The sequence below is a fragment of the Enterococcus sp. DIV1304_2 genome (assembly GCF_050555445.1).
GTDB lineage: Bacteria > Bacillota > Bacilli > Lactobacillales > Enterococcaceae > Enterococcus_B > Enterococcus_B pernyi.
On the sequence record NZ_CP187851.1, the window covers coordinates 414,957 to 438,160 of the forward strand.

At 38.1% G+C, this 23,204-nt stretch carries 17 protein-coding genes and 1 pseudogene; 12 read left to right on the top strand and 6 right to left on the bottom strand.

Going from position 1 to position 23,204, the window contains the following annotated elements:
• Position 1: 1 nt before the first annotated feature.
• On the top strand, positions 2-1,816 hold the full coding sequence (locus IGJ14_RS02030) for an FtsX-like permease family protein (protein ID WP_019722990.1): 1,815 nt from the start codon (positions 2-4) through the stop codon (positions 1,814-1,816).
• Between the two features lie 142 nt (positions 1,817-1,958).
• Complete coding sequence (locus tag IGJ14_RS02035) at positions 1,959-2,228, top strand: DUF2087 domain-containing protein (protein WP_019722989.1); 270 nt, start codon at positions 1,959-1,961, stop codon at positions 2,226-2,228.
• 48 nt (positions 2,229-2,276) lie between these two features.
• Here IGJ14_RS02035 and IGJ14_RS02040 read toward each other — a convergent pair whose 3' ends face one another.
• Together IGJ14_RS02040 and IGJ14_RS02045 are read right to left on the bottom strand one after the other, a co-directional pair.
• Positions 2,277-2,783, bottom strand: coding sequence for a MurR/RpiR family transcriptional regulator (locus tag IGJ14_RS02040; protein WP_023519074.1), 507 nt, complete (start codon positions 2,781-2,783; stop codon positions 2,277-2,279).
• Positions 2,784-2,831: 48 nt separating this feature from the next.
• Positions 2,832-3,044, bottom strand: a pseudogene (locus tag IGJ14_RS02045) (MurR/RpiR family transcriptional regulator); the annotation flags it as partial.
• 656 nt (positions 3,045-3,700) lie between these two features.
• Here IGJ14_RS02045 and IGJ14_RS02050 point away from each other — a divergent pair.
• The 5 genes from IGJ14_RS02050 to IGJ14_RS02070 all read left to right on the top strand — a co-directional run bounded on the left by IGJ14_RS02050 (position 3,701) and on the right by IGJ14_RS02070 (position 8,590).
• Entirely contained in the window at positions 3,701-5,290 is a 1,590-nt protein-coding gene (locus IGJ14_RS02050; protein ID WP_019722987.1) for an alpha-glucoside-specific PTS transporter subunit IIBC, read from the top strand.
• Positions 5,291-5,303: 13 nt separating this feature from the next.
• Positions 5,304-6,635: a 6-phospho-alpha-glucosidase gene (locus IGJ14_RS02055; protein WP_019722986.1), complete on the top strand. Its 1,332-nt coding sequence runs from the start codon at positions 5,304-5,306 to the stop codon at positions 6,633-6,635.
• A gap of 68 nt (positions 6,636-6,703) precedes the next feature.
• Positions 6,704-7,870 (top strand): MFS transporter, encoded by a 1,167-nt coding sequence (locus IGJ14_RS02060; protein ID WP_029594001.1) that lies wholly within the window; start codon positions 6,704-6,706, stop codon positions 7,868-7,870.
• Between the two features lie 100 nt (positions 7,871-7,970).
• The gene (locus IGJ14_RS02065; protein ID WP_019722984.1) at positions 7,971-8,246 is read left to right on the top strand and encodes an AbrB/MazE/SpoVT family DNA-binding domain-containing protein; all 276 of its coding nucleotides are present in this window, start codon (positions 7,971-7,973) and stop codon (positions 8,244-8,246) included.
• Complete coding sequence (locus IGJ14_RS02070) at positions 8,240-8,590, top strand: type II toxin-antitoxin system PemK/MazF family toxin (protein ID WP_019722983.1); 351 nt, start codon at positions 8,240-8,242, stop codon at positions 8,588-8,590. Before IGJ14_RS02065 ends, IGJ14_RS02070 begins: the two co-directional genes overlap by 7 nt.
• A 118-nt stretch (positions 8,591-8,708) precedes the next feature.
• Here IGJ14_RS02070 and IGJ14_RS02075 read toward each other — a convergent pair whose 3' ends face one another.
• On the bottom strand, positions 8,709-10,844 hold the full coding sequence (locus tag IGJ14_RS02075) for a glucosaminidase domain-containing protein (RefSeq protein WP_195339573.1): 2,136 nt from the start codon (positions 10,842-10,844) through the stop codon (positions 8,709-8,711).
• A 401-nt stretch (positions 10,845-11,245) separates the two neighbouring features.
• Positions 11,246-12,274 (bottom strand): ribose utilization transcriptional repressor RbsR, encoded by a 1,029-nt coding sequence (gene rbsR / locus IGJ14_RS02080; protein ID WP_019724320.1) that lies wholly within the window; start codon positions 12,272-12,274, stop codon positions 11,246-11,248.
• Positions 12,275-12,592: 318 nt separating this feature from the next.
• On the opposite strand from rbsR, the gene IGJ14_RS02085 reads away from it, so the two are divergent.
• From IGJ14_RS02085 to IGJ14_RS02095, 3 genes are read left to right on the top strand one after another with little or no spacing between them, the layout of a single operon-like run.
• Positions 12,593-13,294, top strand: coding sequence for an ABC transporter ATP-binding protein (locus tag IGJ14_RS02085; protein ID WP_010736355.1), 702 nt, complete (start codon positions 12,593-12,595; stop codon positions 13,292-13,294).
• Positions 13,295-13,305: 11 nt separating this feature from the next.
• Positions 13,306-16,017, top strand: a complete 2,712-nt coding sequence (locus IGJ14_RS02090; protein ID WP_066026458.1) for an ABC transporter permease — start codon at positions 13,306-13,308, stop codon at positions 16,015-16,017.
• 17 nt (positions 16,018-16,034) lie between these two features.
• Positions 16,035-16,334: an antibiotic biosynthesis monooxygenase family protein gene (locus IGJ14_RS02095; RefSeq protein ID WP_019723356.1), complete on the top strand. Its 300-nt coding sequence runs from the start codon at positions 16,035-16,037 to the stop codon at positions 16,332-16,334.
• A gap of 157 nt (positions 16,335-16,491) precedes the next feature.
• Here IGJ14_RS02095 and IGJ14_RS02100 read toward each other — a convergent pair whose 3' ends face one another.
• Positions 16,492-17,586: an AI-2E family transporter gene (locus IGJ14_RS02100; protein WP_019723357.1), complete on the bottom strand. Its 1,095-nt coding sequence runs from the start codon at positions 17,584-17,586 to the stop codon at positions 16,492-16,494.
• A gap of 355 nt (positions 17,587-17,941) precedes the next feature.
• Between IGJ14_RS02100 and treC the strand changes: the two genes are divergently transcribed.
• On the top strand, positions 17,942-19,573 hold the full coding sequence (treC, locus tag IGJ14_RS02105; RefSeq protein WP_019723358.1) for an alpha,alpha-phosphotrehalase: 1,632 nt from the start codon (positions 17,942-17,944) through the stop codon (positions 19,571-19,573).
• A gap of 291 nt (positions 19,574-19,864) precedes the next feature.
• Here treC and IGJ14_RS02110 read toward each other — a convergent pair whose 3' ends face one another.
• Complete coding sequence (locus tag IGJ14_RS02110; protein WP_019723359.1) at positions 19,865-21,046, bottom strand: AI-2E family transporter; 1,182 nt, start codon at positions 21,044-21,046, stop codon at positions 19,865-19,867.
• 517 nt (positions 21,047-21,563) lie between these two features.
• Between IGJ14_RS02110 and IGJ14_RS02115 the strand changes: the two genes are divergently transcribed.
• A complete protein-coding gene (locus IGJ14_RS02115) occupies positions 21,564-23,168 on the top strand; it encodes a zinc ABC transporter substrate-binding protein AdcA (RefSeq protein WP_019723360.1) in 1,605 nt (534 codons plus the stop codon).
• Positions 23,169-23,204 lie beyond the last annotated feature (36 nt).

The window sequence follows — 23,204 nt, forward strand, 5'->3', positions numbered from 1 at the left end:
CATGCTTTGGAAATTATCACTTACTGGGATCAAGAGTCGGTTAAGAGACTATATTGTTCTATTTTCCGGTTTAGTCATGGCTTCAGCCATCTTTTATATGTTCGAGTCAATGGCCAGCAACACCGATTTTTTGAACAATAATTCCACTTTAGCGATGACAGTCTTTATCTTTCGCTTTGGGTCGGTATTATTGGGGATCATCACATTTGTTTACATTCTTTATGCCAACTCATTTTTGATGACGATGCGACAAAAAGATTATGCGATGTTTATGATGCTAGGAGCAAAAGGCCGGAAAATTGCTCAAATGATTTTCTCTGAGACCTTGATAGTAGGAACAGTCGCTACTTTGGTTGGTTCAGCGCTAGGTATTGGTTTAACAAGCGTTGTCCATCGACTATTAGTTGCCCAGTTAAATATTAAAATCACTCATTTTACACCGTTCAATATGAATGGATTATTGATTACTTTGCTGTTTTTCATCGTACTATTCTTATTAGCAGCGTTTGTCAATGCATTCTCGATTGTCAAAAAACCAATTTTGACTTTACTACGTGCGGATCAAACACCTGCGCAGATGAAACAACACAAATTCTTGTTTTTCCTTGAAGTAGTTTTAGGAATCATTTTTATCGGTGTCGGTTATTATATGATGGCAAATATCGGAACCTATCAGTTGATGGGAATCGCCGTCGCGTTAGTTACAATCGTTTTAGGAACGTACTTTATTTTCCATTCGGTCATCATTTTCTTCCTTAAACTATTGAAGAAAACAGAAAATCTTTCGATGAAAAAACTGAACAACTTTACGTTATCACAGTTAAGCTTCCGTATTCGTGAATACACACAAATGCTTTCAATGGTTGCGATGTTACTCGCATTAGCTTTAGGTGCATTAACAGTCGGTCTAGGCTTTAAAAACCAGATCACTCAGTTGACGAATGAAGTATCGAACTATGATCTAGTATTGAATCAATCAGAATTGATCGATCAATCTAAAGTGGCGAAACTTTCACCAACGATCAACGCGGTCTATCAACAAAAAGAAGACGAAAAAACAGTGTACTATAACTATAGTGAGTTTGAACAAAATCCATTTTTGATCATGGAAAATCAAACACCTAACACTGGTGAAAGAAACGTCAAAACGAAAAAAGTAACCGCAGAAGAATTAGCGACAAACTTAAACTATCAAGATGAGTTGCGCTATTACGAATTGCCAGAACAACGAGAAAAAGAAATCAAATTACTGCCAGCAGAAGAATTTGCTCAATTAAATCTTCCACAAACCAGTATGCAACTGATCCAAGCAAAAGATTTCCATGAGAGTATTGAACAAATTGGTGATCTGGTAGCAGAAAACAATAAAAATAATGAATCATTAAAAGATGGAATGTTTAGTTTCACGCAAAAATATGATGCGTACCAAATGATCAACGGTATGTTCTCAGGCTTTGAATTCATGGGCTTCTTCTTAGGGATCGCCTTCTTGACAATGTTAGCAAGTTGCTTGATGTTCAAGATCCTCTCAGGTAGCAAGAGTGATGTCGTTCGTTACGAGATGCTCGGTAAGATCGGTGCTCGTCAAGCATTGTTAAAACAATCGATTCGTCGAGAAATCGGTATTCTCTTCTTAGCACCAGGGATTCTAGGAGCCATCCATGTATTATTTGGACTTCAAATGTTTACTGTTTTGATGGATGATCCATATCACAACTTATGGATACCATTTACAATATTCTTTGTTCTCTACTTCATCTACTATGTTGTAACTACTTGGTTGTATACAGGCATTGTTTTGAACAAAAAAGAATAAGAATGAATTTAGATTGAAAAAAAGCGAGAAGATGGTTTGTAGAAGAACCTCCTTCTCGTTTTTTCTGTTGTCTTCGGTAAAATTTAGAGAAACATGATAAAATAGTAGAAAGAACATTGAATTCGATGGGAGGCTATTGATTATGAGTGAACTGGCTAGATTTTTCAAAGATGGGCAACTGCAACAAATCCCTAGAAAAGAAAAAAATAAACGTTTGATCTTTGATCATCTTTATTCAAAGTTTGAATTTGATAAAGATTACTTAGAGAAGGAGGTCAACGCAATTCTAAAAAGTATTTATCCGGATCATGCGATATTACGTCGCTACCTAGTGGATTATCATTATCTAGATCGAGAAAAGGACGGTTCGATCTATAAAAAGGCAGTGAGAGAGACAGAACCCAATACATAAAAAGCGCATCTCTTTAAAAACCAAATTGGCACGAAAGAGATGCGTTTTTTAGGAACTTTTATTTGTTTGTTTTTGCCAAGCATCATATTTCAACAAAAAATATTCGATCACGAAAAAAAGCGTTGAAGTTGTTTCAAAAGGTGTAAGGATATCTTCTTGATCTTGTAGTTCTGGATTCAAGAAGAAAATCGTTTCATCACAAAGTTTTGAGACAGTTGAGTTCCTAAGTTTTGTGATACCAATTGTCTGGATATTTCGTTGCTTCAGTTGCTTCGCTAATTTGACGACTTCAGGAGACTCACCATTTAGCGTGATCAACAGGACTAAGTCTTCTGGCTGAATGATTTGGTAAAACTGCTTGTTGATGGAAACTGCACCGAAGTCATAGAGTATCAATCCGTTGTGTACGAAAAGCAATTTCATATAACTTGAAACTAGTGTTTGTATATCACCTGATCCATAGATGAAAATCCGATTCGCATTAGCCATCATTGTACATAGATCAGTGAAATCTTTTTTCTTGAGGTTCTCAATTGTTTGGATATGATTTTCCAAGATTTCCTCCTCAAACTCGGATAGACGCACATTTTCCTGTGTAAGTTCATTTTTTAGATGATATTTGAATTCTGAGAAACCATCAAACCCTAATTTTTGGCAAAACCGCATGATTGTTGTGCGAGAAACGTTGCATTGTTTCGCCAGTTCGTTAATAGACATTGTTAAAGAATTTTTTTTGTGATTTGTGATATAGGACCAGATAAGAAAATCATTTTCAGTCAACCTTGACTGAAACGTCGTAATTCGGTCTTGTAACATCTTTTTTCATCATTGCCAAAAATCTATAAATCGTTAGAACTCACCATTAAAGTTTTCAGAACCATGTTTCTACTACGCTTGTTTGGTCATCTGTGAATATGGATCTGACGAATAGTGGTTATTTTTTTGATGGATCGATTGAATGTTCGATTCTAATTTATAGATATTACAGGTTTTGACAAATCAGTTTCCCCCTTTTTCATTTGATATTTTTGAGAGAGTTCACGCTGTAATCGACGGAAACGTTTCTCAATCTTGTTAGTTTTATTGCTATTTTCATAGGCCTTGCAAGGTGATACAACTGCTAAATCTTTGTTACCTAACTCAATAACCAATTCTTTATCAGTCAATTTTTGGTTGATCGACTGCCTTCACTCACCCTTTGCTTACTTGGAGGATTTTCCAATTGCGTGTGTCCTTCTTGTTCTCACCTCACTATTAAGATACGCCTTCATGTACCGTTTATTTGATTAACTACTACCTGACCTCCTGTTTTATTCTCGAAGATAGGATGTGACGATTCACAAATTTTGTGACAAAAACCTTTTTCCTGTGAGGAGTTTTTAAATCATCTTAAAGTGTTTCAGGAATCCATTTTAATAGTAAACTAAGAATCAGTAAAGCGCTTACTAAAAAATATGAAGGACTAAAAAACTATGATGAAAAAAATTCAAAGATTTGGTGGAGCAATGTTAGCACCTGTCATGCTATTTTCTTTTTTTGGTATCGTTATTGGTTTTTCTTTACTTCTTTCCAATCAAACGATCATGGGAGATATTGCTGCGCCTGATACACTCTGGTATAAGTTCTGGAATGTTGTAGCAGCCGGTGGCTGGACACCATTTTTTCAATTACCACTTTTATTTGTGGTCGGATTACCAATCAGTTTAGCTAAAAAATATGCAGCTCGAGCAACGATGGAAGCATTAGTGACCTATATTGCTTTCAATTATTTCGTCAATGCAATTTTAACGTTATGGCCAAATTCTTTCGCTGTGGATCTATCTCAAGGAACAGCCGTTGGTTCTGGGTTAACATCGATTGCTGGAATCATTACTTTAGATACGGGCATGATCGGAGCATTGTTGATCTCAGGTATCGTGGTTTATTTGCATAATCGCTTTTATGAAAAAGAATTACCAGAGATGTTGACGATTTTTAGTGGTTCTGTTTTCGTTACGATGATCGCTTTTTTTGTCATGATTCCTCTAGCACTTTTGATGTGTGTCGTATGGCCAATCATCCAAGAAGGAATGAGAAGCATGCAAGGTTTTTTTATCAATTCAGGAAATTTTGGTGTATTCATCTATCAATTTTTGCAGAAAATCCTTATTCCAACTGGCTTACATCATTTTGTGTACGCCCCATTTGCTTATGATAGTGCGGTAGTTGAAGGAGGGATGGCTGCTTATTGGGCATCAAATATCGGCGAATTCCAAACAAGTGCACTTTCGCTTAAAGAACTTTATCCTTTTGGGGGTTTTTCTTTATCAGGCATGTCAAAAGTATTTGGAACAGCCGGCTTAAGCTTAGCCATTATTCAAGCCGCTCGTCCAGAGAAAAAGAAGAAAGTCATTGCATTGATCGCCCCAGCTGCCTTAACTGCGATTTTGACAGGAATCACTGAACCTATTGAGTTTACGTTCTTATTTGTTGCTCCAGCTTTATGGGGTGTCCATGCGCTATTAGATGCGTCCATTGCTACAGTTTCTTACGCTTTTGGCGTCGTTGGTGATTTTGGTGGTGGATTGATCAATTGGTTAGGATTAAATTGGTTGCCTCTTTGGAATTTTCATGGTTCGACCTACCTCACCCAAATCATGATCGGACTTACATTTACTGCGATCTGGTTCTTAGTATTTACCTTCATGATCAAAAAATTCAATTTAAAAACTCCAGGACGTGAAGAGGATGTATCAGAGATACAACTTTATTCAAAAGCTGATTACGAAAACAAAAAGAAGACACAGCAAGGTGAACAAGAGAAAAACCTACCTAAACATGCTAGACAAGCACAAGCCTATCTAGTGTTAGTAGGTGGAAAAGAGAATGTACTGGATGTGACGAATTGTGCCACACGGTTACGACTTACCGTGAAAGATACAAGTAAAGTAGCCAGTCCTATTGATTTTCAGGAAGCTGGGGCCGCAGGACTTGTCAATCCAGGCAATGGTGGTATCCAAATCATTGTTGGGTTAACTGTTCCAAGAGTGAGAGAATCATTTGAAGAATTGATCGTAAAATAAGAGGAGGATAATTATGAATAAGAAAAAAAGTTCAATCTTGATCGCCGGTGGAGGGAGTACATATACACCTTCATTAGTGATGATGTTAATAGAAGACCGAGAACGATTTCCAGTCAGAAAAATCAAATTTTATGATAATGATGAACAAAGGCAAGCAGTTATAGCAAAAGCATGCGCGATCATCCTCGCAGAACGAGCGCCAGAAATCGAATTTGATTATTCAACAGATCCCAAAGAGGCATTCACAGATGTTGATATCGTCATGGCACAACTAAGAGTTGGAAAATATGCCATGAGGGAACAAGATGAAAAAATTCCATTTAAGCATAATGTTGTAGGTCAAGAAACATGCGGACCAGGGGGACTTGCATATGGGTTGCGCTCGATCGGGCCAGTCTTAGAACTAGTCGACTATATGGAAAAGTATTCACCGGATGCTTGGTTATTGAATTATTCTAATCCAGCAGCAGTGGTCGCAGAAGCAACAAGAAGGTTTCGCCCCAATTCAAAAATCATCAATATTTGTGACATGCCCGTTTGTTTAGAAGATATCATGGCTCGAGTGATTGGGCTACGGGATCGAAAAGATTTTGAAACGTCTTATTTTGGCTTGAATCACTTTGGGTGGTGGACAAGCATCAAAGACCATGACGGCAATGACTTGCTGCCGAAAATAAGCGCCCATGTAAAAAAATATGGCTATACAGAACAAACACAACAAGGCCAACACAAAGAAAAAAGCTGGTTGGAAACCATGCTAGCAGCCAAAGAGTTACATGAAATTGAGCCGACCTTTTTATCCAATACGTATTTAAAATATTATTTGATGGCTGATGAAACAGTTGCTCATGCTGATAAACAGTATACAAGAGCGAATGAAATCATTGATGGACGGGAGAAAATCGTTTTTGAAGAATGCCAGCGGATTATTAATAACCAAACAGCCAAAGACACGCTTTTTGTCTCTAATGAGCATGCCTCATTTATTACAGATCTAGCTTGCGCGTTGACATTCAATACGAAAGAGCGCATGATCCTGATCGTTGAGAATAATGGTGCCATCTCTAATTTCAATCACGATGCGATGGTCGAATTGCCTTGTATCGTAGGGAAAGACGGTTATGAAGTACTATCGATTGGTGAGATCCCTACTTTCCAAAAAGGTTTAATGGAACAGCAAATTGCATCTGAGAAGTTAGCAGTCGATGCTTGGGAACAAAAATCATATCAAAAATTATGGCAAGCCTTCATCATGAACAAAACGGTACCTAGTGCAAAAGTAGCGAAGGAGATCCTTGATGAAATGCTTGAAGTCAATGCTCCTTATTGGCCGGAGCTTCACTAGGTATTACTTATAAAAATGAAAGGGGTCGGCTGGAGGAGATCCTTCAGCCGATCATTTTGAAAGTAGATATGGCAGTAAAGAATAAATTTCAACTCGTCTATTTTTTTCAGTATGCGTTGATGGCTACTTTGATGACACAGATCGTGCCGTTTTTGACCGAACAAGGCTATGATGCGGTCCAGAGAGGCTGGTTTTTGGCTTCTTACAGTGTGACCACGATGATCTTCCAGATCTTTATTGGCTATTATTCTGACCGAAGCAAGCAGATAAAAAAAGTTGCCATGGTAGTTTCTGTACTATTCGTATGCTTTGCGATCAGTTTTTATTTGATAGGAAAAGACATCTGGCTGGTACATCTGATCTTACTGGCTATTGCGGGAGGGCTATCCAATACAGGAGCAACCGTCCTAGATAATTGGGTGTTATCAGAGTCAGAGATGCGAAACAACCTTGCGTCGATCAAAGCAATAGGTTCTTTAGGTTGGAGTGTGATGAGTGTATGTATTCCGGTATTCATTTTTAATAATAATTATCAGTGGCTGCTCGTTCCTTTTCTCTTTTTTCTAATCAGTTATTTGTACATCGCAAAAACAGTGCCTCAAACACCTCACGATACAAAGGAACCTAAAGAACAAAAAAATGAGGGATTTAATCTTTCGGATATGTATCAGCTGTGCAAGAATGGGGAGTTTTTATGTTATACGTTCCTATTTTTTCTTTTATATTTAACGATCGTCGCCAATAATACGATCGTGATTGACAAGTTACTCTTAATGGATAGTGGAAATACGTTCGTAGGATTAAAGTGGGCGATTCAAGGTTTCTGTGAAATTCCAGCGTATCTTTTATTGAATCATTCGGTAACAAAATGGAAAAATGAGCGATTGCTTTTTATTTCTGGTTTCTTTTTGGTCCTGCAATTTTTGATTTATGCAACTTCACGAACGCCGCTAGTATTGCTTGCTGCCAGTTTCTTGCAGTTTTTCACTGTACCAGCTTTTACTATCGGTAGTCGAATGATCATCAGTGAGATTACCCCTAAAAATGTTTTTTCCTCCGGACAACTTCTGTCTATAAGTGTTTATATGGGGCTTTCTTCCTTTGTTTCTCCATTACTAGGCGGTGTCTTGGCCCAACAGTTATCATTGAACCAAGCACTTTACTTTTTTAGTCTGCTACCGATCTTTGCTTTTCTTTTTTATTACTGCTACAGGAAGTATCAGAGAAATAGTTGACATGCTTAAACTACTACGTTCAGTGGCTTATCTAAAAATTGGGGAATTCCTTACTTTTCCTTACTTTTTTGGTATAATCGAATAAAGGAGAGGAATACTTATGGATAAAAAAGTGCAAGTCTCAGCTAAAATGACATCTAAAAATCAAATCACTGTCCCTAAGAGTGTGCGTCAAAAATTAGGCTTGAAAGAGAATCAGAGAGTTATTTTTGAATTCACACCTGAAGGTGAAATTAAAGTGACTAGTGAAAAAAACAATCTGGATTTTGAAGGATTTTGGAAGCATGAATTGGCTGTGGCGGAAGAATACGCGAGTTATGATACAGAAATTGTTGATTTTGGAGAGGATGTAGGTGAGGAGAAAATCGAATGGTAAAACAAGGGGATATTATTTTTATAGATTTGGGTCCAACAAAAGGGAACGAACTAGCAAAAAAACGCCCGTGTGTCATCATTAGCAATAATAACTATAATAAGATTTTCAATACCGTTTTAGTCATGCCCATCAGTAGTTCAACAAAATATTTACAGGAAAAACATCAACGCTCCGGTGCATTTCAAACAATTTCTGATACAGTGATGAATACAATCAAAGGAACGATATTATGTCAACATATCCGAAGCATCGATTTATCTCAACGCAGTAATCTTCAAGTGGTTGATCAAATTGATCCTCAAACGAAAGAAAGGTTATCAGAAATTGCCAAATATTTTTTCTAACCAATAATGCACCTTTCCAACGCCTATTTAGGTGGAGTAAGATACATAAAAAGAACCAGAACTCAGAAGTATTCCATCCACTTCTGAGTTTTGGTTCTTTGATGTGTGTCCATTTTTGCTATCTCAAAAATTGTTTCATCCGAAAGACACGATCAAGGTTCAAGCGACTAGCAAGTGGCTGATCGGTTTCTCTGACCGTTACAGAAAGTTTCTGTGGGATCTCTCTCACTGAAAAATGATGCCATAGGTCCCAGAAAGAAGCAAATCTTAATTCTGATAGATATAGAAGTGAAGGGTTTCTTTGATTGAACAACGAAATGGTCATTCTAGATGAGGTAGACGAAGAATTTCGCCAACGAGTAGGAACGACAAAGGAATCCATTCGCTCATTTGTTTCAGAATCCTGTTTTTCTTGTTCTTTTGGTTCGTCGTATTGCGTCAAGTCATAGGCTTCAATGATAGCATTCAATTTCCTAGAATATTGTCGATCTGTCGCATAGCGCCCTTCTAAATACTTCGTTGCTTCTCGGTAATCTTTAGTCTCAGATTTCCAGGTTGGTTTGTAAAAATCAGCATTATGAGATAAGCCGTTTTTGATCAAATCTGCGTAGTCTTCTAAGCTTTCTTTATAAGATGGGTATTTACGAAATGCTGCACGGATTTGATAGTTTTGCCCAGCTGCTGTTTGTTCTAAGGTGTTGAAGGAAATACTACTCCCTTTATAAGCGCCCTTGATCCCAAAAAGATTATAGTTCGGTGAACGAGAAAGCAAGCTGTTGCCAGAACCACTTTCTAGAATAGCTTGTGCCATCATAACAGAAGCATAAATATTTTCTTCTTGCCCAATTTCTCGAGCATCTTCAGCAATTTTTTCGACAAACTGATCTGTTGTTTGATTTTGTGCGAAATGGAATGAATCGTTGATCCCATCTAAAATCGGTGAATTAGCTAACGAATTTGTCGCTCGTGGTAAACCAGCTATATTGACACGTAAGGCAAAGTCGGGTCTGTAATCCTTGATGGAAGTGATCCGCACATGGTCACCCGGTTGAGGGGCATGGATGTAATTCCCATTACCAATATAAATACCTACATGATGGGTAGTACCCGAAGCAGGTCCCCAAAAAACTAGATCGCCCGGTTGAGCATTCTCGACAGGGATTTGTGTACCCGCGTATTGTTGTTCCCCTGTCCAACCTCCAATCGAATGGCCAGTTACTTTTTTATAAATGTAATAAGTCAAACCAGAACAATCGAAAGTCGTAGGACCTTTGGCACCCCAAACATATGGTTTTCCCAGCTGGCGATATGCTTCTTTTACAAGTGCTTGTTGGGTGCTTGTTGTGTTGGCCGGTAAAATTGCTTCGATCGGTGTTTTTACAACAAAATCAGATGATTCTGAAGCTGGGTTTTCAATTCGATCGGGCGTCTGAGGCCGATTAGTGTTTGTTGTCTGGTTTGAAGATGAGCCATTATTGTTTGTTGATCCAGTAGAACCACTTGTATTCCCATTATTATTTGAAGAACTTGGTGGTCGTGAAGGATTTGTCGTATTTCCTGTAGTTGAATTTCCGTTGTTGTTGCCATTATTTCCCGAATTGCCAGTATTGCCATTATTACCACTATCCGGAATATCTGGAGTAACTGGCGTTGGCTCAGAAGAATCCGTCGTTTCTTCTTCTGGAGAGGTTGGTTCAGAAGGGGAAGTCGACGACTCAAATTTTGCGGAGATCGTTAAATCAGTCACGCCGACTGTAAAAATTTGTTTGGTATAGTCGATTTCTTGCGCACCTTCGATTTTGACAGAAACTAATTGTTCATTCGTTTCAGGTGTGATCATATATGTAACTTTGGTTCCTTCTTTTAAGTCTTTGACTTTGCCAGACTTAGAAATCTCTAGAAAATCTTCTTCTGTGTACTCTCTTGTTTTGATCTCAGATTTTTCTTTCTCTTCATCAACGATCTTCAATTTGATTTTTCCACGTAAATTCCGAGCAATCGATAGCGTCCGAGTGGCTGTTTCGGTCGATTCTTCCGTTGATTCCTCTGGATTATCGGAAGAATCTGTTGAAGAACTTGATAGCGTGGAATCATTAGTACTTGAATCGGTCGTAGCTGAAGGTGACTCCGCAACGATCGTGCTTTCGGATGTCTGTGTTCGCCTGATTGTAGCAAATGCAGGCTGTGTAGATAACAAAGTTGGAGCAATCAGCCAAGATGCTGCAAGTAGGCGTATTGCTGTTTTTTTCTTCATAACGAAATACTCCTTTTCTTTTTCCACAGTTGCACTAATAAAGTTGCATCTGTTCTGTCAGTTGCTTGATTTCGTGAATATATTCAATCATGATTCACGAATAAAAAACAAATAAACATTGGACAAAAGTATTAAGTAGCTATTCATTTCGTTTGAACATTCATTGTTTGATGTACCCTATTTCATTTGTGGGGGCACAAATTTTGGGGGAAATGAGTACACTTACTATAAGTTTACCAAAGATTTATCAATTCTTCAAAACATTTCGTTAAATAACGAACGTAAAAAAAAGCCCTGGTTGCTGGCTTTTTATGGAAGAAATAAAAATATAAAATAACGCATTATTTTAAAAACCAATGATAACAGGTTCAGTCATCATTGATTCGCAACAAATATTCGTGTTATTGTGGGGCGGAGAGATCGATCGATTGAGTTGAGGAACGTTGGATCAACTCTACGGGCAATAAAAGTTCTTCCCATGATTTATCAGGGTGTTGGATGCGTTCTAAGAGTAAACGAGCAGTCGCTTTACCTAACTCTAAAATGGGTTGAGCAATGGTCGTTAATTTAGGCTTCATGTATTCACACATATCAATATTATCATAGCCAATGATGCTATAATCTTCGGGAATGAGTTTATCTTGCTCCGCTAATCCGCGATATACACCAAAAGCTAGTTCGTCATTCAATGCGAAGATCGCTGTAGTAGCAGAGGAAAGTAAATCAGGAACGATTTCATAGCCCCCTTTTTTTGAAAAGTGAGTAGGGAACCAATGAATCTGTTTCTCAGAATGATCCACATGTTTACACGCTGCTAAGAAACCATCTATCCGATTTTGGACATTTTGCGGTGTCTGTTGTGGATAGACTAAAGCAATTTCCTGATGACCTAAGCCTAGTAGATGCTCACCGGCTAAGTACCCACCTTGATAATCATCTGTTAAGACCGCATCACTAGAACCTTCTGCTTTTTTCTGATCTAATACGATAAATGGTTTCCCTTGTTTCTTCAAAGAAACTTGAAGGGCTATCGTTGAGACAGCCGAAGAGGCAATAATAAACCCGTCGACACCACGTTGCGTCAACTCAAGTAAATAATCCGTTTCTTTTTGATGATCAAAATCTGCATTGCATAGAATCGTGACAAAATTTTGTTGATAAAGATAGTCTTCGATCCCTTGCATCAACGTATTGAAAAAAGGATTGGTGATATCAGGGACAAGAACACCGATGGTTTTTGTTTTCTTTGTGATCATTTGACGTGCAATGTAATCGGGTTGGTAACCTAATTCGTCTCTTGCTTTTACTACTTTTTTGACCGTATCTGGATGGAATTTTGCTTCATTGCCATTCAAGATCAGTGAGACAGTTGCGATGGATACGCCTGAATGTTTCGCAACGTCTTTGATCGTCACTTTTTTCTTTGCCATTGCTATACTCCTATCTCTTTCTTAGTGTCATTTTCCCATGAATACGTAAAGAAGTAAATGATGATTCTGTGATATTCGTCATCTTGCACACTCTAGAACCGGATAAAAGGTATTCCAGAAGTAAAACTTCAATAATAAGCCAAAAAAATCAAAAAATGAAAGAACCATTTTCTATTTTTCTTTCTTATGCCTCTGTGCTAAACGTGCCTTTCACGACCTCTTTTGAAAAGGTTTTTTTCACAACCTTTCATTTCAGTGTTAAAATATAAGAGATTTACCAAATAGATAAATAAAAGGGAGAATGAAGGTGGAAGTTTTATGAAATATGTAGAAGTAAAAAATGAATTTAAGCGTTACCAGATGGGCGAAACAACGATTACAGCGAATGACGATATTTCATTCTCCATTGAAAAAGGAGAATTAGTGATTATTCTTGGGCCTAGTGGAGCAGGGAAATCAACGGTATTGAATATTTTAGGTGGGATGGATACACCGGATGAGGGACAGATCATTATTGATGAAACAGATATTGCTCAATTCAATGACAAACAATTAACGGCTTATCGCCGGACAGATGTTGGCTTTGTTTTTCAATTTTATAATCTTGTTCCTAACTTAACTGCAAAAGAAAATGTTGAATTGGCAACAGAAGTTTCGCCAAATGCGTTAGATCCTGTAGAAGTTTTGACACAAGTTGGGCTTGCGCACCGGTTGAATAATTTCCCATCACAATTATCAGGGGGCGAACAACAACGTGTGTCGATTGCACGAGCGCTTGCGAAAAACCCAAAATTATTACTTTGTGATGAACCAACTGGCGCATTGGATTTTGAAACAGGAAAACAAGTATTGAAATTGTTGCAAAATGCTAGTCGTGAACATGGCAATACCGTTTTGATCATTACACATAACTCGGCTTTAGCACCAATCGCTGACCGAGTAATCCATATCAACGATGCAAAAGTCCGTGCAGTCGAATTGAATGAACAGCCTTCATCTATCGATGAACTTGTTTGGTAAGGAGGTTTGCCATGAAAAATAGAACTTACCTCAAAGCAGGATTTCGTGAAATACGCCAATCAAAAGGACGCTTTATCGCGATTATATTGATCATTTTACTCGGCACGCTCTTATATGTAGGCGTCAAGACAGCTGGTCCTGTGATGCAAAAAACGATGGATGAATATGTCAGGGCAGGTAAACTCTCTGATCTACAGATCATTTCGACAGCAGGATTGACGAAAGAAGATGTTGCAGAAGCAGAGAAACTCTCAGATGTAACCGTTGAAACGGGCAAACAACTATATTACGCGAATGCCAATAAAAATGAAGTTGTCCAAGTATTCTCTTACGCTCCAGATATGAAACAAAATGAGTTGACGGTGATCAATGGTCGCTTGCCACAATCGGATGATGAACTTGTACTAGATGAGAAGGCAAAAAATCAAGGATACAGCATCGGTGACACCTACACGATTGAATCAGATGACTTGAAAGAGACGGCATACAAGATTACAGGTTTTGTCCGCTCGCCGTTATTCATCAATAATTTAGAACGAGGTTTTGCAAATGTAGGGAATGGGAGTATTGATTACTTTGCCTATGTCCCCCAAGATAATTTTAAAACAGATATCCAATCCGTATTATATCTTGACTTTGCAAATGTCGACGATTTAAATACGTACAGTGAAGAATACCAAGAAGAGATGGAAAAAAACATCGAAAAGCTGGAAGGGTTGTTTGAAGAGCGACCGCAACAACGTTTAGAACAGCTGAAGCAAGAGGGCAAGGATGCTTTAGGCCCTGCAAAACAAGAAATCGCAGCCGGAAAATCACAAGTGGCTGATGCGAAAAGTCAATTAGAAGCAGCGAGAACGCAGATTGATCAACAACGTCAAGTCTTGGAGCAGTTACCTGAACCGCAGCGAACACCGGCATTGAGTGCTTTAGCGGAACAAGAAAGTCAATTATCAGAGCAAGAAGCACAATTGACAACAAAAGAAGCGGAGCTAACAGAGGCCGAAGCATCTATTGCGGAGAATGAAGAAAAAATCAATGAATTAGCCAAGCCAACTTATCTTTTCCAAGAGCGATCGGAAAATGTCGGCTTTCAGGAATTTGGCGATCTAGCTGAACGCATCGCAGCCATCGCAAATGTCTTTCCAGTCTTTTTCTTCTTTATTGCAGCATTGATCACTTTTACCACGATGACACGGATGGTAGAAGAAAATAGACGAGAAATCGGTACATTGAAAGCCTTAGGATACAGTAAATTGGAGATTGCCAAAAAATATGCCATTTATGCTTGTCTCGCTTCAGGTATCGGAATCATTTTAGGAACGATATTAGGAACCAATCTTTTGCCACGGATCATTTTTGAGCTTTCAAACGAACGTTATGATATTGGCAGTGCGGTGATTTTCTATGATTGGCCACCAATCATCCAAGCAGCTATTGCGTTCTTCATTGCTGCTTTTGGTGCAGCGATGTTAGTTCTATTCAAAGATCTACGCGAACGACCAGCTGCTTTGTTACAGCCTAAAGCACCGAAACCGGGGAAAAGAATTCTTTTAGAATACATTACTCCTCTTTGGTCACGTTTAAGCTTCAATCAAAAAATCAGTTATCGTAATCTTTTCCGTTATAAATCACGGATGTTCATGGCAATCATCGGAATTGCCGGTTGTGCAGGATTGATGGTCGCAGGAGTTGGGCTAAAGGATTCGCTTAGCTCGGTTTCTGCCAAACAGTTTGGACCAATCATTGATTATCAAGCGATCGTAACGACCAATCAAACTGATGAAACGAGTCAAAAAGAAATCAATGACGCAATGGATGATCAAGCGAAGATCACTGATCGTTTAGCGATTGATTCGCAAACGATTGAACTACGTAAAAAAGGCCAAGCATCACAAAGTTTGACTTTGATGGTACCAGAAAATGAACAAGCATTAGAAACGTTCATCCATTTGAAAACAACGGACGATCAATCGGTAGAACTACCAGATCATGGGCTTGCGATTACACGTAAAGCGGCTGAATTATTCGATTTATCTGTCGGTGATACGGTGGAAATGTATGATGACGATCAACAAAAATTACATGGAACGGTGGCAGTCATTTTGCAAAATTATTTGGGTAATTTTGTCTATATGAGTCCAACGTACTATGAAGAGATTTCTGGACAGCCAATGACAACCAATGCGTATTTACTCAAAACAGAAAAGATGTCGAAAGAAGAAGAGGATACACTCTCAGAAGAATTATTGAAAACGGGGGCGGTTACTAATACCTCTTTTATTTCGACACAGATCAAGAACCAAGAAGAATCTCTTTCAAATTTAGATGCAGTGGTCATCATTTTCGTCGTTCTATCTGGTTTATTGGCGTTTATCGTTTTATACAATTTAACGAATATCAATATCTCTGAACGAGTACGTGAACTTTCTACGATCAAAGTATTAGGCTTTTTTGATAAAGAAGTCACGATGTACATCGTTCGAGAAAATATCATCTTTACTTTATTAGGGATCATTGGAGGATTTGGGATCGGTTATGTGCTGACCGACTTTATTTTACGCCAAGCTTCAATGGAATCAGTGATTTTCCCGTTAGTTATTACCTGGGTTGCTTATACACTATCCGCTGCTTTGACGATTCTATTCACGGTGATCGTGATGATCGTCACTCATTTCAAATTGAAGCATATTGATATGATCGATGCATTGAAATCAAATGAATAACGAGTGGGGGGACTAAGATGAGTATTACTGTGAATATCCTATATAGCGGTAAAGAAGGCAATGCAAAGGCATTTGCCCAAGAAATGACAGAGCGAGGAATCGTCGAACGCATTCGTGCGCAAGAAGGAAATGAACGTTATGAGTATTTTATTCCTTTAGAAGATGCTGAATCGATCTTATTGGTAGATCGCTGGACAGATCAAGAAGCAATCGATCGTCACCACAAATCAGAGATGATGGTGGAGATTGCTGAATTACGAAAAAAATATCAGTTGAAGATGAAGGTCCAACGTTTCATCGATGAACCAACAGAATAGATCAATCGATAGTTCTGATCCGTTTATTGCTTATTCTTGAAAAAGAAGATCGCAATAAACGGTTTTTTTGTTGAAAGATAGAGGAGAATAGATAAAGAGAGCTTCGAGGTAAAGCCAAAAAAGGATAAACGGTAAAGTTCCCCGTTTATCCCTAGGATTATTCAGTTGGATGAGTTGAATTAGCTGTATCAGTAGTGTTCTTAAAGCGAATAAAGCTACGGATCATCTCCCGAATGATCGTATACGTCGGCAATACGAGGATCATTCCTAATAAGCCAAACAAGTTCCCAGCGACAAGTAAAAGAAAAACAGTCGCAATTGGATGGATATGAATCATCTTATTCATCACTAGAGGAGACACCAAGTAAGATTCCCCAAATTGAATCAAGGTGATGAAAGCTACTAAGAGTAAGGCTGTTTTCACGTCTTGACTTAATGCGTACAGTAAAGCCGGTGCAGCACCAATAAACGGACCAAAATAAGGAATGATATCCATCAATCCACAAATCAAGGCAAGTAATAACGCATTTGGCAAGCCTAATACTTTAAAAACAAGATAACTCCCCACACCTACATACGTACAGACTAAAAGCTTGCCACTAATATAGGTCGAAGCTGCTAAATGGAAATCATGGCACCAATCTCTGACTAACTGATGGAATTTCTTAGGCGTGTAGCGTGTCAATATAGCTGGAATCCTGTCGCCATCTTTGAACATATAAATCAGTAAGAGTGGAATCGTAAAGAGAATGATCGCAGAGCGCGAAACGATTTCGAATACATTGACTAAACTTGAAGTGGCACCTGAAACAAATTGTAAAACAAAACGTGTCAATTGGTTCAATTCCAGTGTATCAATAAATGGGAGCAAGCGTTCTTCTAATAAGGAACCATCTAGATTCTCTGCCAAAACATAAAGAATTTGAGGAACCTGACCGATAAATTTACTGATTTCCAAAATGATGATCGGTAAAATCACTTGTACGGTCAAATACACAGTTAACAAAATCAGTAGCATCATCAGTGTGACCGCAAGCGTTCTTGATTTTATATATTTGAGGAGTTGATTGTATATTGGAAGAAAAATATAAAATACGAAAACTGAAATCAAGATTGGCAAGAAGATACTTGCCATGATCGCTTCGAGTGGCCTGAAAATAAAAGTGATCTTAGAAAAAATAAAAATAGTGATTCCTGTCAAGCTAAGTAAAACAAGTGTTGCAAATAATTTGGAACGTTTTAAAAAAGTCATAGTAGAGATCCTCCGCTTTTTGGCTTTTTATCGTTTAGGGTATGTATGAAAAAAGCATGTTACTTGAAGACTGTTCAATCGATTTTAGATGCTACAAGCTGATTTATATCACGACCCTATACTTAAATATAACATAACTAAAAGAATTTATTTTCTTGAAAAAGGAATTTGTAAAAAAATAAATAGTTAAATGAATTGAGCGCGGCGTGAATGATCGATTTAACGTAAAATATTTGCTGGAAAAATGATGGCACACATTTCCTAGCGTCATTGATTTACAAACGCTTACGTTTCATATATAATTGGATTATCAACTTGTATATATAAGTTAAAAAACAGCTGGAGGTACAGGCTTATGGCGTTTACAGAAAAAGTGATTTATCAGATTTATCCCAAGTCATATCGTGACACGAATGGTGATGGGATTGGTGATTTACCAGGAGTCAAAGAAAAATTGCCTTATTTAAATGAATTGGGCATTGATATGATTTGGTTGAATCCCTTTTACCCAAGCCCGCAAAAAGACAATGGGTATGATATCTCTGATTATCAAGCAATCGATCCATTATTCGGTACGATGGCTGATTTTGAAGAGCTAGTCGCTGAAGCAAAAAAATATCAGATCGACATCATGCTAGATATGGTATTGAACCATGTCTCTATTGAACATGAATGGTTCCAAAAAGCATTAGCTGGAGACAAGTATTATCAAGATTTCTTTATTTTAAGAGATGAACCAACAGATTGGGTATCAAAATTCGGTGGGAACGCTTGGGCGCCCTTCGGCGAAACAGGGAAGTACTATTTACATTTGTATGATAAAACGCAAGCTGATTTGAATTGGCGTAATGAAGCAGTCCAACAAGAATTATTCAAAGTTGTTCGTTTTTGGATGGATAAAGGTGTCAAAGGGTTCCGTTTTGATGTAATCAACGTGATCGGAAAAGACGAGGAACTGAAAAACAACGCGGAAAATGAAGGGAAAGCCGAGTACACAGATAAACCAATTACTCATACGTATTTACAACGCTTAAATAAAGAAACGTTTGGCCAAGACCCTGAAATCCTAACGGTAGGAGAAATGAGTTCAACGACTATCGAAAACTGTCTTTTATATACGTCACCAGAACGAAATGAATTGTCAATGGTATTTAATTTCCACCATTTGAAAGTCGATTATGAAAATGGCAATAAATGGACAACTCCGCCATTTGATTTTGAAGAGTTAAAGCGTTTGTTCCATACTTGGGGAGAAGAAATGAGCGCAGGAAATGGCTGGAATGCACTATTTTTGAATAACCATGACCAACCACGTGCCTTAAATCGTTTTGTCGATGTCGAACAGTACCGTAAACAAGGGGCAGAAATGTTGGCCACGATGATCCATTTAAATCGAGGTACTCCGTATATCTATATGGGAGAAGAAATCGGGATGATCGATCCTGACTTCGATTCGATTTCTGACTATCGGGACATTGAAAGCTTAAACGCATATAACCTGTTACAAGAACAAGGATTCACGCCAGAAGAAGCCTTTCGACGAATTAAAGCAAAGTCACGAGATAACTCACGCACACCGATGCAGTGGACAGATGAACCACAAGCTGGCTTCACGTCAGGGACACCTTGGTTACCTTTAGCATCGAAGCATGAAACAATTAATGTAGCAAACGAGCAAAAGCAAGAACAGTCGATTTTTGCCTATTACCAAAGACTGATCCAACTAAGAAAAACATATCCAGTGATTGCTAATGGTGATTACAAAGCCTATGCACCTGAGCATCCACAAGTCTATGGCTATCTTAGACAAACCGATCATCAAAAATTATTAGTTCTGACCAATTTTTACGCGAAAGAAACGTCGGTGGAATTACCGGAAGAATTTGTAGGTGCGGAAGTATTGATCAGTAACTACCCAACGACAGTTGAAAAAGAAATGAAGTTACAACCTTATCAAGCAGTCGCACTATTAGTGCAAGAAAAGTAGAGGCTGTGACAAACGAATAGTTTGAAAAATGAGGCCGGGACAGAAGTGTTTAGCCTCGAGAAATAAGGCGCCATCCACGAAAATTGTTCTTCAAATTTTTGTGGATGGCGCCTTATTTCCGAAGAGGTTACTTCTGCTCCCGCCGTTTATTCGGTTTTAGGTGGTGGAAGAGTGCTAATGTCCCACTTCCTATTTATGGGATTTGCTCATCTCTGAAAGGTTGCTCGATGAATACCGTATAGTTTTTTAGAAGATAGGAGTGGACTCATGTCTCACGCCTATCCTTTTTTGTTACTTAAAGTAATCCTTCTCTGAAAAATCAGCTTTTTGATAAACGCCTTGATCCCCATAAAACTTATTGTAACGCTGTTTGAATTTTCTAAAGAGAAAAACAACGAGTAGTTTGATCAATGTATAGATCGGAATACCAAAAATGACGCCCATGATTCCTAGAAGATCTCCCATGACTAATAAGACAATCAAAATCGTGATGGGGTGGATCTGTAACCGATCACCCATCACACGAGGGACCACAAGATCTCCGTGAAGCAACTGGACAACGAACCAGACGATCACAAATTTTACAGCCATGAACGTCGAATCTTGAAAAGCAATGAATAGTCCCGGAAAGAAAGCGATGAATGGACCGATATAAGGAATAATACATAATAAACCAGCAGCGATAGCCAGAATACTTGCAAATTCTAAGCCAATCAATAAAAAAGTTACCCAGTAAACGGCGCCTAGAATGAAAGAAGCGATGATTTGTCCTTTTAAGAAAGCACCTAATTGTTGGTTCGCAATTTTAGTCAAAGTCCGAAAATCTGTGCGAAATTTTGGTGGAACGATACCTAAGACCGATTGATAAAAATTGTGCGGATCTTTTAAAAGGAAAAAGGCAATGATCGGACCAGTAAATAAAGTGATAAAGGTCGTTGTGACCGCTGAGAATAGATTTCCTAGACTTTCTGCACCGCTCTGCCAATAGTTACCGATGAATGAAGTAAAGTTATCGGTGAAATCATCGATCGATGCAAAGAATTGATTGAATGAATCAGAAAATGGTGTCTGTGCTAAAAAGTCCTTCAACGTTTGTTGGAAATCTTGGAATAGGTCAGGTAGTTGTTGAATCAATGTGGTTGCTTGCTGTTCTAAAAACGGAAACAGCCAGACACCTCCTAAGCCAATCAGCAATAAAATAATAACAAAAACTAAAATGACTGACAGATTACGTGAGAGTTTCTTGCTGAGACGTTTGATCAAAGGTTCTAATAAATAATATATGACCAAAGCAAAAAGGACTGGTGGTAAAGTCGTGATAAAAATGACAACCAGTGGTTTGAATATAAAAGCAATCTTTTGGAAAAAGTAAATGACCAACGCGATCATCACAAGTAATCCTAGAACGTAATACGAAGTTTTCCCTCCTAAAAAACGAATCAGTCGGGAAGATTCTTTCGGTTTTTTTTCCACGATAGTTCTCCTTTCTCTTGAAATAAGTAGTTGGTTTTTGGGTTGGGCTATTCTCACGAAGCAACTATTGAGATCGAATGAAGCCTTTTTAATAGACAGCCAAACGATGAAAAATATGAGAAGCTATTTTCTGATTTTCCATCTTACTGCTCAGGTCAAAACGCTTCTTTCACAACCTAGATAAACGGTGTTCAAGAAGCAACACTTCAATAATAAGCCAAGAAAATCCAAAATGAAAAAACCATTTTTGATTTTCCTGTCTTATTACTCAGTGCTGACCGCTTCTTTCACAACCTTGTCCTACTCCAAGTTATTATAATCTGAAACGGGTATAAAAAGAAAATGATACAGTTGAAAAATCAATCGAATTTCGATAATAAAATAAATTTAGTAATAATGCTTGACGGTTGGTTTGATTCTATGCTAAATTAATTCCTGTTGCTAAAACGTAACTATTACGATTTGTGTTTATTAATCGTAATCAAATAGAGAAAGAAGATGAGAAGGAGCGAATAAAATGAAACGTTGGATCAAGGTGGTAGGAGGATTACTGTTGACAGGGATCCTTGCAAGTTGTGGCACAGGAGATACTGCAACAAATACAAATGCACAAAATGATGAAAACTTGAATGTAATGACGACATTTTATCCAATGTACGAATTTACGAAGCAAGTAGTTGGTGAGGAGGGAAATGTTGAATTATTGATTCCAGCTGGAACAGATTCACATGACTACGAACCTTCTGCAAGAGATATGGCAAAAATCCAAAATGCTGATGTTTTTGTTTATAATGATGAAAATATGGAAACTTGGGTTCCAGCAATTGAACATACTTTAAAAGAGGGCGATGTACTTCCAATCAAAGCAACAGAAGGAATGTTGTTATTGCCTGGGGATGGTCATTGCCATCACCACGATCATGACGATGAAGACCACGATCATGAAGACCATGATCACGATGATCATGCGGATGACCACGACCATGATCACGATCACGGAGACCACGGTCATTCACATGAATTAGATCCACATGTTTGGTTAGCTCCTAATCTAGCGATGAAGCAAGTAGAAACGATTCGTGACCAATTGATTGAGGCATATCCTGAAAAAGAAGAAGCATTCACTGAAAATGCTGCCTCTTATTTAGAAGAATTAGAAACGCTACACAACACTTTTAAAGAAACATTAGGTCAAGCAAAACAAAAATCATTTGTGACCCAACACGCTGCGTTCAATTATTTAGCTCTAGAATATGGTCTTAATCAAGTACCAATTGCCGGTCTTTCTTCAAGTGAAGAACCATCTGCTGCAAGAATTGCCGAGTTAAAAGAATTTGTTGAAGACCATGGGATTGAATATATCTATTTTGAAGAGAATGCCAAAGACAGTATCGCTCGTACTTTAGCTACTGAAGCAGGCGTATCGTTAGCAGTATTGAATCCTTTAGAAGGATTGACAAAAGAGCAAATGGATAACGGTGAAACGTACATTTCAATCATGGAAGCAAACTTAAAAGCGCTCCAAAAAACGACGGATACTGAAAATCCATTAGAAGATACATTGAAACCTGAAAAAGAAAAAACAGTTTATAATGGTTATTTTGAAGATTCAGAGGTCCAAGACCGTCCATTGTCGGATTGGAATGGTATCTGGCAAACTGTCGATACGTATATGGCAGATGGAACGTTTGATCAAGTATTTGAATATAAAGCCAAAACAAATCCAGATATGACAGCTGAAGAGTATCGTGAATATTATGAAATAGGCTACAAAACAGATGTCGAAAAAATTGAGATCAAAGATGATACGATGATTTTTACTTTCAAGGATGGCGAAGTTAAAGAATCGAAATACCGTTATGCTGGTAAAGAAATCTTGAACTATTCAGCAGGTAATCGCGGTGTCCGTTTCTTGTTTGAAGCGGAAGATCCTGATTCTGGTGCGTTCAAGTATGTACAATTCAGTGACCACTCGATTGCGCCTACCAAATCAGACCATTTCCATATCTATTTAGGAAATGAAAGCCAAGAAGCGTTACTAGAAGAAATGGACAATTGGCCAACTTTCTATCCTGAAGAAATGACTGGAAAAGAAATCGCGCAAGAAATGATCGCGCATTAAACGATACTAAAAAACGAAGAATGAATGGAAAAGAGG

What these genes read in the sequence shown, in the direction of transcription:
- IGJ14_RS02060 (WP_029594001.1), top strand. Translation starts at nt 6,704, where the DNA reads ATGGCAGTAAAGAATAAATTTCAACTCGTCTATTTTTTTCAGTATGCG.
- rbsR (WP_019724320.1), bottom strand. Translation starts at nt 12,274, where the DNA reads ATGGCAAAGAAAAAAGTGACGATCAAAGACGTTGCGAAACATTCAGGC.
- IGJ14_RS02115 (WP_019723360.1), top strand. Translation starts at nt 21,564, where the DNA reads ATGAAACGTTGGATCAAGGTGGTAGGAGGATTACTGTTGACAGGGATC.
- IGJ14_RS02035 (WP_019722989.1), top strand. Translation starts at nt 1,959, where the DNA reads ATGAGTGAACTGGCTAGATTTTTCAAAGATGGGCAACTGCAACAAATC.
- IGJ14_RS02075 (WP_195339573.1), bottom strand. Translation starts at nt 10,844, where the DNA reads ATGAAGAAAAAAACAGCAATACGCCTACTTGCAGCATCTTGGCTGATT.
- treC (WP_019723358.1), top strand. Translation starts at nt 17,942, where the DNA reads ATGGCGTTTACAGAAAAAGTGATTTATCAGATTTATCCCAAGTCATAT.
- IGJ14_RS02050 (WP_019722987.1), top strand. Translation starts at nt 3,701, where the DNA reads ATGATGAAAAAAATTCAAAGATTTGGTGGAGCAATGTTAGCACCTGTC.
- IGJ14_RS02085 (WP_010736355.1), top strand. Translation starts at nt 12,593, where the DNA reads ATGAAATATGTAGAAGTAAAAAATGAATTTAAGCGTTACCAGATGGGC.
- IGJ14_RS02090 (WP_066026458.1), top strand. Translation starts at nt 13,306, where the DNA reads ATGAAAAATAGAACTTACCTCAAAGCAGGATTTCGTGAAATACGCCAA.
- IGJ14_RS02030 (WP_019722990.1), top strand. Translation starts at nt 2, where the DNA reads ATGCTTTGGAAATTATCACTTACTGGGATCAAGAGTCGGTTAAGAGAC.
- IGJ14_RS02065 (WP_019722984.1), top strand. Translation starts at nt 7,971, where the DNA reads ATGGATAAAAAAGTGCAAGTCTCAGCTAAAATGACATCTAAAAATCAA.
- IGJ14_RS02055 (WP_019722986.1), top strand. Translation starts at nt 5,304, where the DNA reads ATGAATAAGAAAAAAAGTTCAATCTTGATCGCCGGTGGAGGGAGTACA.
- IGJ14_RS02100 (WP_019723357.1), bottom strand. Translation starts at nt 17,586, where the DNA reads ATGACTTTTTTAAAACGTTCCAAATTATTTGCAACACTTGTTTTACTT.
- IGJ14_RS02095 (WP_019723356.1), top strand. Translation starts at nt 16,035, where the DNA reads ATGAGTATTACTGTGAATATCCTATATAGCGGTAAAGAAGGCAATGCA.
- IGJ14_RS02070 (WP_019722983.1), top strand. Translation starts at nt 8,240, where the DNA reads ATGGTAAAACAAGGGGATATTATTTTTATAGATTTGGGTCCAACAAAA.